This is a genomic window from Ensifer sp. ENS09, from assembly GCF_014852425.1.
In the GTDB taxonomy this organism is placed as follows: domain Bacteria; phylum Pseudomonadota; class Alphaproteobacteria; order Rhizobiales; family Rhizobiaceae; genus Ensifer.
This window is the reverse complement of the sequence record NZ_JACVBP010000003.1, coordinates 50,102-63,296: the sequence shown is the minus strand read 5'-3', so window position 1 is coordinate 63,296 and position 13,195 is coordinate 50,102. Positions and strand designations below refer to the sequence as shown.

The 13,195-nt window shown below is 62.7% G+C and carries 12 protein-coding genes; 6 read left to right on the top strand and 6 right to left on the bottom strand.

What is annotated here, in order from left to right:
- Positions 1-6: 6 nt before the first annotated feature.
- Positions 7-1,497, bottom strand: a complete 1,491-nt coding sequence (locus IB267_RS15365) for a PLP-dependent aminotransferase family protein (protein WP_192448391.1) — start codon at positions 1,495-1,497, stop codon at positions 7-9.
- A gap of 109 nt (positions 1,498-1,606) precedes the next feature.
- On the opposite strand from IB267_RS15365, the gene IB267_RS15360 reads away from it, so the two are divergent.
- Both IB267_RS15360 and aztD read left to right on the top strand, forming a co-directional pair.
- Entirely contained in the window at positions 1,607-2,839 is a 1,233-nt protein-coding gene (locus IB267_RS15360; protein ID WP_192448390.1) for a benzoate/H(+) symporter BenE family transporter, read from the top strand.
- A gap of 375 nt (positions 2,840-3,214) precedes the next feature.
- On the top strand, positions 3,215-4,447 hold the full coding sequence (gene aztD, locus IB267_RS15355; RefSeq protein WP_192448389.1) for a zinc metallochaperone AztD: 1,233 nt from the start codon (positions 3,215-3,217) through the stop codon (positions 4,445-4,447).
- Positions 4,448-4,750: 303 nt separating this feature from the next.
- Here the strand turns inward: aztD and IB267_RS15350 are convergent, their stop codons facing one another.
- Together IB267_RS15350 and IB267_RS15345 are read right to left on the bottom strand one after the other, a co-directional pair.
- Entirely contained in the window at positions 4,751-5,683 is a 933-nt protein-coding gene (locus IB267_RS15350; RefSeq protein ID WP_192448388.1) for an N-acetylglucosamine kinase, read from the bottom strand.
- Positions 5,683-6,951, bottom strand: a complete 1,269-nt coding sequence (locus IB267_RS15345) for an N-acetylglucosamine-6-phosphate deacetylase (protein WP_210335888.1) — start codon at positions 6,949-6,951, stop codon at positions 5,683-5,685. Before IB267_RS15345 ends, IB267_RS15350 begins: the two co-directional genes overlap by 1 nt.
- A 27-nt stretch (positions 6,952-6,978) precedes the next feature.
- On the opposite strand from IB267_RS15345, the gene IB267_RS15340 reads away from it, so the two are divergent.
- Positions 6,979-7,734, top strand: coding sequence for a DeoR/GlpR family DNA-binding transcription regulator (locus tag IB267_RS15340; RefSeq protein WP_192448387.1), 756 nt, complete (start codon positions 6,979-6,981; stop codon positions 7,732-7,734).
- A 95-nt stretch (positions 7,735-7,829) separates the two neighbouring features.
- Here the strand turns inward: IB267_RS15340 and IB267_RS15335 are convergent, their stop codons facing one another.
- Complete coding sequence (locus tag IB267_RS15335; protein WP_192448386.1) at positions 7,830-8,249, bottom strand: NUDIX hydrolase; 420 nt, start codon at positions 8,247-8,249, stop codon at positions 7,830-7,832.
- Positions 8,250-8,500: 251 nt separating this feature from the next.
- Between IB267_RS15335 and dsbD the strand changes: the two genes are divergently transcribed.
- The 3 genes from dsbD (at position 8,501) to IB267_RS15320 (ending at position 11,848) form a co-directional block, all read left to right on the top strand.
- A complete protein-coding gene (dsbD, locus tag IB267_RS15330; RefSeq protein WP_192448385.1) occupies positions 8,501-10,309 on the top strand; it encodes a protein-disulfide reductase DsbD in 1,809 nt (602 codons plus the stop codon).
- Positions 10,306-11,130 carry a TlpA disulfide reductase family protein gene (locus IB267_RS15325; protein ID WP_192448384.1) on the top strand — a complete coding sequence of 275 codons (825 nt, stop codon included), beginning with the start codon at positions 10,306-10,308 and terminating at the stop codon, positions 11,128-11,130. Before dsbD ends, IB267_RS15325 begins: the two co-directional genes overlap by 4 nt.
- 109 nt (positions 11,131-11,239) lie before the next feature.
- Positions 11,240-11,848 (top strand): DsbA family protein, encoded by a 609-nt coding sequence (locus IB267_RS15320; RefSeq protein WP_192448383.1) that lies wholly within the window; start codon positions 11,240-11,242, stop codon positions 11,846-11,848.
- A 191-nt stretch (positions 11,849-12,039) separates the two neighbouring features.
- Here IB267_RS15320 and IB267_RS15315 read toward each other — a convergent pair whose 3' ends face one another.
- Together IB267_RS15315 and IB267_RS15310 are read right to left on the bottom strand one after the other, a co-directional pair.
- Positions 12,040-12,270, bottom strand: coding sequence for a hypothetical protein (locus IB267_RS15315; RefSeq protein WP_192448382.1), 231 nt, complete (start codon positions 12,268-12,270; stop codon positions 12,040-12,042).
- A gap of 124 nt (positions 12,271-12,394) precedes the next feature.
- Positions 12,395-13,099 carry a gamma-glutamyl-gamma-aminobutyrate hydrolase family protein gene (locus IB267_RS15310; RefSeq protein WP_192448381.1) on the bottom strand — a complete coding sequence of 235 codons (705 nt, stop codon included), beginning with the start codon at positions 13,097-13,099 and terminating at the stop codon, positions 12,395-12,397.
- Positions 13,100-13,195 lie beyond the last annotated feature (96 nt).

Sequence of the window (13,195 nt, the reverse complement as noted above, 5' to 3'; positions counted from 1 at the left end):
CACGGCCTATGACTTCGCCGCAGCCAGGAGAGCGCTCGCCAGCTTGCGGACCGCCCCCTCGATCTCGCTTGGCGTATAGGCCGCAAACCCCATGAGAAACCCGGGCTCGGGCTTGCCGCCGGCGTAAAGCGCCGACAGTCCCATGATCTCGATCCCCACACGTCGCGCGGCATCGGCGGCTACGGCCTCCGAGATCGCGCCCGTCAGTGCGCACGGCATCTGCAGGCCGCCATCGGGCACCCGTGCTTCAAGGAACTGCGGCAGATGTTTTCCGACGAGCGTCGCCAGAAGGTCGAGCCGGTCCGCATAGATGCCGCGCATGCTGCGCACATGGGCACCGAAATGTCCGCCTTCCATGAACCGGGCGAGCGTCAGCTGCGCCATCGGCGCGGAGTGTCCGTCAAGCAGCGTGCGCGCGACGGTCATCGGCTTGACCAGCTCGGGCGGCAGAACGGCGTAGCCGATCCGGAGGCCGGGAAAGAGCGATTTGGTGAAAGTTCCGATGTAGATCGTCCGGTCGTGTGGATCGAGGCCCTGCAGGCAGGCCGTCGGTTTGCCGGCATAGTGGAATTCGCTGTCGTAATCGTCTTCGATGATCCAGGCCTGATGGCGGCTGGCCCATTCGATCAGCGCCAGACGGCGATCGAGCGCCAGCGTCGCGCCGGCCGGGAACTGGTGCGAGGGCGTCAGAAACACCGCCTTGACCTTGCGTGTCTCCGCCTTGATCTGGTCGACGGCGATGCCGTGGCGGTCCACGCGGATCGGCACACATTCGAGCCCCGCCGCATCGAACGCCTTGCGTGCGCCGTAGTAGGCCGGATCCTCGATGAAGATACGGTCGCCGGGATCGAGCAGCATGTTGGCGCACAAGGTCAGCGCCTGCTGCGAGCTGGTGAGGATCAGCACCCGTTCGGCCGTGGCACGGGCGCCGCGTTCAAGGTTCACATAGTCGGCAATGACGCGGCGCAGCTCTTCGATCCCTTGCGGGTCGCCGTGAAGCAGCGCCCGTCTGCCGGTTTCGCGCAGGACCTGCCGTCCGAGGCGCTCCCAGAGCGCGAGCGGAAAACTGCGCGTCTCCGGCACGCCATGGGCGAAGGGTCGCGGCAACAGCTGCTCGCTGACGCCGCCGCTGCCGAACATGGCATTGCCGCGCCTGCTCAAGGCCGGCGCCTGGTTGAGCGACTGCGTGCGTCTTGGAGTCTGGCGCCTGCCGGGCGCAAACTCCGTCACCTCGGCCACGAAGCTGCCGCTGCCGATGCGCCGGTCGATAAAACCTTCGGCATGAAGCTGGCCATAGGCCGCTTCGATCGTATCGCGCGACACGCCGAGGGATTTGGCCAGCGCCCGCGAAGCCGGAAGCGGCTTTTTCGGCCCAAGCGCACCGTCGAGGATCAGTTGTCGGATCGCCCGCTGGATGCGCGCATGAAGCGGCATGCCCGCCTGGGCGGGCTGGGCAATCCATGCCTTCACGGACTCGAGTTGCGAATGCTTGAACAAATGGTCTGGCCAGATTGAGGAAAATGGATGGGCATATCGGGCCATTGGCTGGCTATTTGTCAACGCGGCTTACCCGTCCTTCCCGAAAAATCAGGAGCCCCGATAGATCATGACCTCCCATGTCTCCCCGTCATCCCTTCGCTTCAACGATCTTGCCCATCCCATCGTCGCGGGCCTGATCTCCGTCATCGTCAACTATGGCGGCACCTTCATCCTGGTCTTTCAGGCCGCGAAGGTGGCTGGGCTCAGCTCCGAGCTGACGGCGTCCTGGGTCTGGTCGATATCCATCGGCGTGGGACTGACGGGACTCTGGCTGAGCTGGCGCTACCGCGAGCCGATCATCACCGCCTGGTCGACGCCGGCCGCAGCCTTTCTCGTCACAGCACTTGCGACCACGCCCTATGCCGAAGCCATCGGCGCCTACATGATCTCGGCCCTGGCTTTCGTCGCGCTCGGGCTTTCGGGCTATTTCGAGAAGGTCATCCGGCTGATTCCACCGGGCATCGCCGCTGGCCTGCTCGCCGGCATTTTGCTGCAGTTCGGCATCGGCGCGTTCGGCGGCGCAAGCGTCGACCCGCTGCTCGTCGGCCTGCTGATCGTCGCCTATGTCGTCCTGAAGCGCTTCTCCGCCCGCTATGCCGTGGTGGGCATTCTCGTCCTCGGGCTCCTGTTCCTGCTCGCAGAGGGCCGGGTCGACCTGTCGGGCCTGAAGCTCGAGTTCGCGGCCCCCATTTTCACGATGCCGGAATTCTCCCTGAACGCGCTGCTTTCGGTCGCTTTACCGCTGTTTCTGATCACGCTGACCGGCCAATACATGCCGGGAATGCTGGTGTTGCGGAATGACGGCTTCAAGACCAGCGCCAACCCGATCGTCACTGCGACGGGCCTCGGTTCGCTGATCATGGCGCCTTTCGGCTCGCACGCCTTCAACATCGCGGCAATCACGGCGGCGATCGCCACCGGTAAGGAGGCCCATGAGGATCCGTCCAGGCGCTGGATCGCGGGTATCGCTGCGGGCTTTTTCTACGTGCTCGTGGGCGTGTTCGGCGTTACGCTTGCGGCGGTGTTCATGGCGTTTCCGGCAACCTTCATCACCACGCTTGCGGGCCTTGCCCTGCTCGGCACGATCGGGGGTAGCCTTGCGGCAGCGACAGCCGACCCGGCCTCCCGCGAAGCGGCGCTCATCACGTTCCTGGCCTCCGCCGCGAACATCAAGCTGCTCGGCATCGGCGGGGCCTTCTGGGGTCTGGTGATCGGCCTTGTCGCCTACATCGTTCTGAACGGCCGCCTGCCGCAGCGCCGCGGGAACAAGCTGTCCTTGAGGCAGGGCGCAACGAAGTGACGGCACGACCGGACCCAGCCGCATTTTGGCGACCGCATCCGTGATGCGTGGCCCTATGGTGGGTCTGGGTCCATCTCGCCGCCCCGCCCTTCCAGGAAGATCGGCAAACTCCACCACAATAAAACCAAACGTTTCGGCGGATGGCGGCGAGACAGGCCGCCATCCGCCTTCCACAGGCGAAGTCACAAAGTGACCATCGCATTGGCGAGACCAAGCCTCACCACCCTTGACGTCAAGGTCACGGCAGAACTCTCGGCGAACCGCCTATGCCGTCCTCGCCGACACCGATGCAAACGCCAGGTTGTTGCCGCTGGACAAGAGAAACGTAACGCTATAACACAACGAACGTTACGTTATTACATTATAGGAGATTTCATGTCCCGCTCCGGTTTGCCCGCGCTTTTTGCCACGACCATTCTTGCGACCCTCGCTTTTCCGTTGACCTCCCATGCCGAGGAAGAACAGCAGCGCGAGACCTGGCGTTTGTTCATTGCCGACCACACCAAGCCCGTGGTTCGCGCCATCGATCTGGAAACGGACAAGGAAATCGGCCGTTTCGACCTTGAGGGCTACGCCGCCCTTTCGTTGAGCGATACCGGGCGCACGGTCTTTGCTGTCCAGGGCGAACAGAACCTGATCCATGCCATCGACACCGGCATCGCCCTTTCCGATCACGGCGAGCACCGAGACATCGAAGTCGAGGATCCAAGGCTTCTCGAGACGACGATCCGCGGGCAAAAGCCGGGCCACGTGGTTGCCCATGGTGACGATCTCGCCATCTTCTACGACCGCGGCGGCAAGTTCGATCTGCTTGGCGAAAGCGCGCTTCTGGACGGCAAGGCGGAACTCAAGGCTTACGACACGACCGCCGCACACCATGGCGTCGCGGTCTCGACCGGCAATCATCTTCTCGTTTCGGTCCCGAACCTCGAAGCCCCTGTCAAGGAAGGTGAGCTTCCTCCTCGCCTGGGTCTGCGCGTCCTCGACAAGGAAGGCAAGCAGGTCGGCGATGTTGCAACCTGCACGGGGCTCCACGGTGAAGCAACGTCCGCACGTCTGGTCGCCTTCGGTTGCGCCGAGGGCGTCCTGGTCGCGCGTCCGGGCGGGCTCGACGGCCCCAAGCTCGAGATGCTCGCCTATGGCGACAAGCTGCCGGAAGGCAAGGTCTCGACCCTGCTCGGCGGCACCTCCATGCAGTTCTTCCTTGGGAACTACGGAGAGGACAAGGTGGTGCTGATCGACGCCGACGCAAAGGAACCCTACCGCCTCGTCGAACTGCCGCTGCGGCGGGTCGACTTCATCCTTGATCCGGCAAAGTCACGCAACGCCTACATCCTGACGGAGGACGGCAAGCTTCACCTGCTCGACGTCGTGGATGGCGTGATCACCAAATCGGAGACCGTCACGGAACCTTACAGCAAAGACGGTCACTGGCGCGACGCAAGGCCCCGCCTGGCCGTCGCCGGCAACCACCTGGCCATCACCGATCCGCGCCAAAGCCTGGTGCGCCTGATCGACACGGATACCCTGAAGGAAACCCGCACCATCGCTGTCGAAGGACAACCCTTCGCGATCGTCGCAGCCGGCGGATCGGGTGCAACCCACTAGGAAATACAGGCAATAGAGCCTGGGCGCCGGCCGAAGGGCCGGTGCTCTCAGCAGGCGAGCCGACTGAATGCCCACGATCGTTCGGCCGTCACTCTCGAAGGGCCGGCACACTCTCTAACTGCCCGATCGAAGGGCGCCGACCGGCCGTCCAGAAAGTGCTCGTCCGGTACAAGACAGACATCGAACAAATGTCGATTTCTTAGAGCCACCAGTCGATCAAGGGCGACTGTTCGGCGTGGTCGATCGCCACACCCGACCGCAGCGCCACCGGACAGCAATCTCCCTACGCGCTCTCCCAGCAGCTTAAGAAGCGAGACCAATGCTCGGCGAGCATTCACGGGTGCCTGGCGCCACACCCCTCTCGCACGCCAGCTTCACCGCGCCGACCACAGGTGGATCACGCACGAGAAACACGATGAGGCCGTATCGCTCCCGGATTAGGCGGCTCACATGGCTGAAGAACCGGGCCTGGCTTTCCAATAGGCCGCCTCCGGCAAAAACCGGGCCGGGTGCGCCGCGTCGGTGAAGCCTGCCGACCAGATCTGCAAGACTGGACGCCCCGTCCTCCAGAACGCGCCCGGCGATCCTGGAGCCACGTGCTGCAACCTCGAAGATCGCAGGTACGTGACATGCCAGGGAAGCCGCAGACGGCGCCTCCGCCAGCCGCTCGTTCGCGCGCAGAAGTCTTGGGATCGCCAGGCTCTCCATCAGCGCCTGCGAAAGCTGGCGATCCGGCATTCCAATATCCTCGGCGGCGAGCGCCTCCTGAAGGGCGCGCCGAACCAAACCGGCCCCGCCGCCGTCATCGCCAATGAGCCATCCCCAGCCACCGGCCGATATCAGCGTGCCGGCGCGGTCTCTCGCGACAGCAATGGACCCCGTTCCGGCAATCAGCGAAATGCCTCGCCCATGGCCTGCAGCCGCAAGCAGCTCTGCGTCGTTCACGACCCGGATGTTCCACCCCGTCACATCACGAAGCGCGGTCTCGCAACGGCGGAGTGCCTGTTCGTCGTTGCAGCCGTTCGCCCCCATGACAACCCTCGACGGCGTAACCCCGTCGAAGGTCGCCTCCACGAGGCGCTTCAACCGAAGGCAATCCTCGTCGGAATAGCTGGCGTGCCTCCAGGCAACCGTCGGAACCTGATGATCGGCCCGAAGGACTCCGTCGTGAGCGATCATCCAGCGCGTCTTAGTGCCGCCGACATCGATGCCGAGAGCGACTTCGGGCGCCCGCATCAGATCTGTTGCCCGAGGTTTGCACCATCGCCGACGGCAACGACACCCCCGATGATCACCGACTTCACGTTGAGATCACGGTCGAGCACCACGAAGTCCGCCAACTTGCCCGCCTCGATGCTTCCGATGTCGCCGGCAGCGCCAACCAGTTCCGCCGGCGTCAGCGAAGCCATCCGAATGACCGAAGGCAGGTCGCGTCCGACGGCATGCGCCATCGTTCGAACCATCCGGTCCATCCCGTGCATGGAACTTGCAAGGCTTCCATCGGCGCCTCTGACCGAATTGCCGTCGCTGAACACCCAGGTGCCGTCATCTTCCGAGCCGAACCTATACTTGCCGGGAGGCGCATCCATGGCGCGGTTTGCGTCCGTAACCAGGCAGGTCCTTTGCGGGCCGATCATCTCGAAGGCGAAACGCAGGAGATCGTCGGAGAGATGGATGCCATCAGCGATGACCTCGGTGCTCATCTCGTCGTTCATGAGAACGTATTGTTCCATGCCCGCCTGCATCGGCGTGCCAAAGCGCTGCCGCAACGACGACACGGAGCTCATTGCGCACCAAAAGTGATCGACATGCCGCATGCCGCGCGCGAACGCCGCCTCCAGCTCGCCCCATGCCGCATTCGAGTGGCCGCAGGTGATGAAGCAGCCTTGCTGGCGCGCGAACTCGAAAAACTCGAGCGCGCCTGGCAGCTCGGATGCGCATGTCGCGATCCGGACGATATCCTTGGTCAGGAAGTATTCGTACTCTTCCCGAACGGGATCCCGGCGGCCTTCCTTAGAATGGACCCCCACCTTGTCCTCGGCGAAATAGGGACCGTAGAAGTGCACGCCGGCGATCCGGGCACCATCCGAGGACAACCAATTCGATTGCACGTTTTCGCACGCTTTGATCATTGCATCGAGTTGCTCGAACGATCCGGTGGTCGTCGTCGGGAACACCGAGGTGGTGCCATGTCGCGCATGGGTGCGATTGACCGTCCTTACCGCTTCAGCCGTGCCGTCCATGTAGTCTGCGCCCGCGGCCCCATGGATGTGGATATCGACAAAACCCGGGCAAATAAAGTAATCGGACATGTCGAGTACGGTCGCGGTCTCGCCAATTTCCCCGTCGGCGGAAACGGTCGCAATGCGATCACCGCGGCATTCGACCACCGCGTTTTCCAGAACCCTGTTCGGGAGGACGACATTTCCTTTGATAGCCAAAGCGCTCATCACATAATCCTTGTTGAGATCTTGTGATTCCTGTATATGCACGAATACGTACAATCGTGCAATCTGGATGGAGCAACGAAATTGGAATCGACCCCGGACGAGCGCCGTAAATTCATTCTTGCTGAACTGCAGTCAAAGGGCCGACTTTCCACCGCCGACTTGGCAGAGCGCTTCTCGCTGTCGGAGGACACGGCACGGCGCGATTTTCGGGAACTCGCAGCCGACGGCCTGATCAAGCGCGTTCACGGCGCTGCCCTCCCGGTGACGCCCGGTGAACAACCATTCCAGGGGCGATACAAGATTGCCAGGGACGTAAAGACGAAGCTTGCACGCGTCGCCGCCGAGATCGTTCTGCCCGATCAGATCATCATGATCGATGGCGGAACCACCAATCTCGAGCTTGCCAAGCATCTGCCACTGGACTTGAGGGCAACAGTCATCACCAACAGCCCAACCATTGCGACGGCGACAGCCGAACACCGAAACCTTGAAGTCATCCTTCTCGGCGGGGTCTTCGACAAGCGGAGCCAGATGACCTTGGGCGCGCGTGTCCTCGAGCAAATCCACGCCCTGAGCGCGGATATCTGCTTTATCGGTGTTCATGGTCTCCATGAGGAGTACGGCCTAACCACCGCCGGCTATGACGAAGCGGCGGTCAAAGCCGCGATGCTGCAGGTGTCTGCCGAGGTGGTCGCGATCGCGACACCTGACAAGATTGGAACGGTCGGCGCCTACAAATTTGCCCCGCTCTCGGCGGTCGATGTTCTGGTGACCGACCGCAGTGTCCGCGACAACCCGACGCTGGAGAAAGTCAGCGCCAAGGTCTTAACGGACTGACCCTTGCTGCATCGGTGGCGGCGATCCAAATAGTGAAAATCCAGCGTTGCCTGCACATAGCCGCAAGTGTGCGAAAGCGGCGTTGAAAGATCAGATCACGTGTTTTTCACAAGGTAGTCGCGCAATCTGTTTTTCAAGCTCTGAACGACCTTTGGGTGGCCCAGGAATTCGGCAATGGGCATGAAGGCCCATTGCTGGCCCTCGTCGCCAAATCGTATCGCCCCGAAGCCATCTTCAAGCTCGGCAACGAAGAAATAGCTTCCGGGCTCCGTCGGGATGGCGGCTGGATAGTGCTGTTCCCACACGATCCACTTCGGATCGATCTCGATGTCGAATTCTTCGCGGGTCTCCCGGATTGCACACTCCAGCGGACTTTCATCCTCTTCGCGCCCACCGCCGGGAAGGTCCCACATGTCCGGAAACGGAATTTCCGGCTTGTCGTCACGCTGATAGGCGATCAATTGCCCTTGGTGGAGCAAAGCGATTTTTGCGCCTTTGAAAGGAATGGAGGTCACCTAAAAATCACTTCTCAATCTCGTCCAGCGAGCCCGTCGCCGACACTAAACCACAGCGCGAGATCGTCGTCGACGCAAGCCTTCTAGCGAGTTCAACCTATCTCCAACACCACACCGTCTCAGGGCATTGGATCGCGCATCCAGTTTGCGCGGCCCTTTCCCATCCTTTTGCCCGATCCGTCATTTTAAGGCTGCCTTAAGGTAGCGGCTTGATCGCTCCGCCCTCGAATGAAGACGAGGACGCAAGAACGATGCGGAAAGTAAGTCTGCTGGCACTGGTTTGGGTTTTGATTGCGGCGATCCTGCCGGCCCGGGCGCTCGAAGCGCCCCTGCCGATGGATCAGGCCTTCGTGCCTGCAATCGCCAGGCAGGACGACGGCCGGCTGGCGATCACGTGGACGATCGCCGACGGTTACTATCTCTACAGGGACTTCCTGGCAGCAGAAGATGAGGGCAATCAACCGATCGCCCTGCAGACCGATCCGGGCACGGGCAAGGACGACCCGGGCTTTGGCACGACCGAGGTCTATTATCGGAACGCTTCGGCCTGGGTCGCCGATGCGCCTCAGACCGTTCGCCTCACCTATCAGGGCTGCCAGGACGGCGGGCTGTGCTATCCGCCGACAACGCGCACAATCGATACCGCCGCGATGACCATCAGCAAGCCGGTGGGTGGCTTTGCCTTTGCACCTGCCAAGGACGCACGCCCCGTGGAAGCGCCGGCCACAGGGTTTACCATCGCAGCTGACGGCGGCGAGACGGCGGTCGATCGGTTGATGACCGGGGGCGGGCTTGCGCTGCTTCTCGCCGGCTTCCTCGGCTTCGGACTGCTGCTCGCCTTCACACCCTGCGTCTTCCCGATGTATCCGATCGTCGCGGCCATGCTGACGCGCGAGGGAGAGGGGCTGACGGCACGACGCGGTTTCATGCTCGCCTCCGCTTATGTGCTGGCCCTTGCGTCCGCCTTCGGTCTCCTTGGCATCGTGGCCGCTTGGTCGGGGCAAAACCTGCAGATCGTGATGCAATCGCCCGTCGCGATCGGCGTGGTCGCGGCACTGTTCGTGCTCCTGGCGCTCTCCAGCTTCGGGCTCTTCGAGGTCAAGCTACCGGCAGCGATCGGCAACCGCCTGAGCGGCGGCCGGCAGAAGGGCGGCTCGGTCGGTGCTGCCGCCCTGCTCGGTCTTTCCTCCGCCCTCCTCATCGGCCCTTGCGTAACCGCGCCGCTTGCCGGCGCTCTCCTCTACATTGCCCGGACCGGTGACATTGCGGTCGGCGCACTCGCCCTTTTCGCGCTTGGACTTGGCAAGGGCATTCCGCTGATCATCATGGCGACGATCGGCGGCAAGACGCTGCCGCGCGCCGGCGCGTGGATGGAACGTGTGCGGCACGTCTTCGGCTTTGCCTTTCTGGGAACGGCGATCTGGCTTGCGACGCCACTGGTGCCGGAGCGCTTCCTCCTCCTGCCCTGGGCCGTGCTGGCCCTTGCTTTCGGCATCTACGCGGGCGCTTTCGACGGGCTGCGCCCGACGCGCGGCTATGGCGTGCTGGCGCGCTTGACCGCTGTCGTCTCGCTCATTTGGGGCAGTCTCCTGCTGGTGGGCTTCGGCCTTGGAGCCAGCGATCCGCTTACCCCCCTCGGTCCGCTCAAGGGGACAGCGAGCGGTGGGCAGACAGCCACCATCCAGAAGTCGGACTTTACCAAGGTCGGCTCGGCCGGTGCACTCTCCAGCCTTCTCGACACCGCAGCAGCCGACAGGCAACCTACCCTCGTTTATGTCACCGCGGACTGGTGCGTCACCTGCCGCACGATCGAACGATCCGTGCTGACGGCGCCTGATGTCGTTGCCGGCCTCAGCGGGGTCCGGCTGGCAAGCCTCGACGTCAGCACCCTCGATGCGGAGAACGGCGCGCTGATGCGCGCACTTGCCGTCGTCGGCCCGCCGACCATGATCTTCTTCGACCCCAGCAAGGACGAGGCGCCCGGTACGCGCCTCGTCGGCGAAATCACGTCCGCCTCGCTTGCGGAGGCGGCACGGATCGCCAAGAGTGGTGCGCAATGAACGCCGTCGCGATAGGCCCCTTCGCCTTCTCTGCCGATCGCTTTTCGGTGATCGTCGGCCTGGTCGTGTTCATGCTGATCGGCGCTCTCCTTGCTGCGCGCGTCGACAACCGGCTTGGCAGCTTTACGACGACGGCCACACTTTTGGGCGTTGTCGGCGCGCGGGCGGGGCATGTGCTCGCCCATGCCGAGAGCTTCCTGCAGGAGCCGTTGCGCGTTCTCGCCATCTGGCAGGGCGGTTTTTCCCCGACAGGCGGCCTCCTCGGCGTTCTCCTCTCCGCGCTGATCCTCTGGCGAAGAGCACCAAAAGCCGCACCCTGGGCGATCTTGCCCCTCGCTGCCGGCCTCTTCGTCTGGGTCGTCGTTACAACCCTCACCGATAGCGGCACGGCACCCCGTGCCCCGGAAACGTCCTATGCCGTGCTCGCACGGGAGGAAGCCCTTGCCATCGCCGAGCGCAAGGGCCGGCCTGCGGTTCTCAATCTCTGGGCAAGCTGGTGTCCGCCCTGCCGGCGGGAAATGCCGATGATGGCGGGGATGGCCGAAGGCAATCCCGAGGTCGACTTCCTCTTCGCCAACCAGGGCGAAAGCCGCGCTGCGATAGAATCCTATCTGCGCCAAACCGGCGTCGACCTGGAAAACATTCTTCTCGATCCTTTCTCGGACCTATCCCGGCACTACGGCGCGATCGGCCTTCCCGCCACACTTTTCATCAATCCGGACGGTACGCTCGCCGCGACCCACCTCGGCGAAATCTCGCGCGAGGCAATCGCCGAGCGGCTCGCCGCCTTTTCATCTGAGGACAGGAAGCAGACAGAATGATTGCTCCAGCCTTTCCGACTTCCCCCGTTTGCCTGCGCGGCATGGCCCTTGCCATCGCCACACGCGCCGTCGCTTTCGGCGTCACCCCATTCGCACAAGGAGAAATCTAATGCTCACCCGCAGAACCGTTCTGACCGCCACGGTCGCGACCGCTGCCGCCGTGCTTGTCGGAGGCCGACCATCCTTCGCCCAGCAATTGACCAAGGAGGAAGTGTTTTTCGACAAGGACGCGCCTGTCCTCGGCAATCCGAAAGGCGATGTCACGATCGTCGAATTCTTCGACTATCAGTGCCCCTACTGCAAGAAAGTGCATCCGACGGTCGAAAAGGTGGTCAAGGCCGACGGAAACGTGCGGCTCGTGCTGAAGGACTGGCCGATCTTGGGCGAGGCCTCTGTCTTTGCCGCGCAAGCGGTGCTTGGAGCCGCCCAAATCGGCAAGTACCAGCCGGCGATGGAAGCACTGATGAAGACCAAGGCGAGGCTGTCGCAGGACGACATCGAGAAGGCGCTGATCGGCGCAGGTCTTTCGATGACGGAGCTGACCGCAGCCGTGAACACGCATAATGCCAAGATTTCCGGACTGCTCGACCGCAACTACAGCCAGGCACTCGCCTTCAATTTCGCTGGCACGCCATCCTTCGTCATCGGCTCGGCGATCATTCCCGGCGTTCTGGATGAAAAAGGACTGAAGGACGCCATCGCCAAAGCGCGGGGCTGAAGCGCGAACGTGGCGCGCTTACCGGACGCGGCTACAAAATGCGGCCAGAGGCCGTTTGCGCGCGAGATGACCGATTGAAAGGGTCGCGCGCCGAGAGGTTCGGCCGGGGTAGTTCGCCGACCGCTCCACATGGACCAGGAATGCCACCTCATAGGCCGCCTTGCCGCGGCCTATCTGTGTGGAAGACATCCTTAAGCGGAGAATTTCACCGTTACGCCGCGCTGCCGAAAGTATGCCTGCATCAGCTTCCGTCCGGAACGGTTGTTTTGCACGAGCCTGGTCGGATCGAAGACGGCCTCTTTCAAACCAGCCCGCGTCAATGCTGCCTTGAGCGTCGCGATATGAAGATCGATGTCGGCATTGTCTGCCTGCAGCGATGCGTAAATGCGATCTGTTGCCTCTGCTACGGTCGGTTCGCTCACTCTACACTCCTGTTGCTGTCTGCCGGCGTTCGGCACGCCTCTCGGCTTGGCCCTATTTGCTGGCGCCGCCAACGTCAATCGCGAGACGGCAAAATGTGCTTCCGGAAGAGCGCAACAAGGCAGGTTATCGAAGGTGCCGGTTTGACGCCTCGACGAAGGCGTCGAAAACGCGAGCGCCCGGATGGCTGTCCGCATCCAGCATTTCAGGGTGCCATTGCAGCCCCATGGCAAAGGTCTGCGAGGCGACCTCGATCGCTTCGACCACTCCATCGGGGGCTCGGGCAGTCACGGTCACGGCATCGGAGACCTCGACGATCGCTTCGCGATGAAACGTGTTCACGGCGAATGTTTCGACGGCGAGGATGTCGGCCATTCTGGTGCCGGCGACGATGCTGACGTCATGCGAGAAATTGGCCTGGTCGTGATTGAGCGCGCCGGGCCACGACGAATGGACATCGGAAACCATCCGGCAACCGTTGAGGCAGCCGAGCATCTGCATGCCGTTGCAGATGCCCAGCACCGGCTTGTCGCGCGCAAGGAAGCTTTCCATCAATGCCATGTCGACGGCCAGTCGATCCGAGGGCGGATATTGGGATTGGTCTCCTTCGACATACCAGCTTTTCGGGAAGTTGATGCGGCCGCCGACGCTTAGGAACCCATCAAACTCCTCGACGACCTGGTCGACGATGTCAGGGATATAGGGAATGCCGAAGGCAAAGGCGCCGGCGCGGCGAAGAGCGGAGAAGTAGTTTCTCGAGACGTCATAGCGTCCGCCACCCGCACTGGTGTTTTCATCCATGATCACGGCGATCTTCGGCATGCGTTTCATTGGCTCATCCTAGATTTCAAAGATTCCACGCTCGGATGTCGAGCAACCTAGCCCATCTTTGCCGCAAGGCGGAACGAGGCTTCGCTCAACACATTC

Excerpts from the sequence above, each read along its gene's own strand:
- aztD (WP_192448389.1), top strand. The coding sequence starts at position 3,215 with ATGTCCCGCTCCGGTTTGCCCGCGCTTTTTGCCACGACCATTCTTGCG.
- IB267_RS15310 (WP_192448381.1), bottom strand. The coding sequence starts at position 13,099 with ATGAAACGCATGCCGAAGATCGCCGTGATCATGGATGAAAACACCAGT.
- IB267_RS15325 (WP_192448384.1), top strand. The coding sequence starts at position 10,306 with ATGAACGCCGTCGCGATAGGCCCCTTCGCCTTCTCTGCCGATCGCTTT.
- dsbD (WP_192448385.1), top strand. The coding sequence starts at position 8,501 with ATGCGGAAAGTAAGTCTGCTGGCACTGGTTTGGGTTTTGATTGCGGCG.
- IB267_RS15360 (WP_192448390.1), top strand. The coding sequence starts at position 1,607 with ATGACCTCCCATGTCTCCCCGTCATCCCTTCGCTTCAACGATCTTGCC.
- IB267_RS15320 (WP_192448383.1), top strand. The coding sequence starts at position 11,240 with ATGCTCACCCGCAGAACCGTTCTGACCGCCACGGTCGCGACCGCTGCC.
- IB267_RS15350 (WP_192448388.1), bottom strand. The coding sequence starts at position 5,683 with ATGCGGGCGCCCGAAGTCGCTCTCGGCATCGATGTCGGCGGCACTAAG.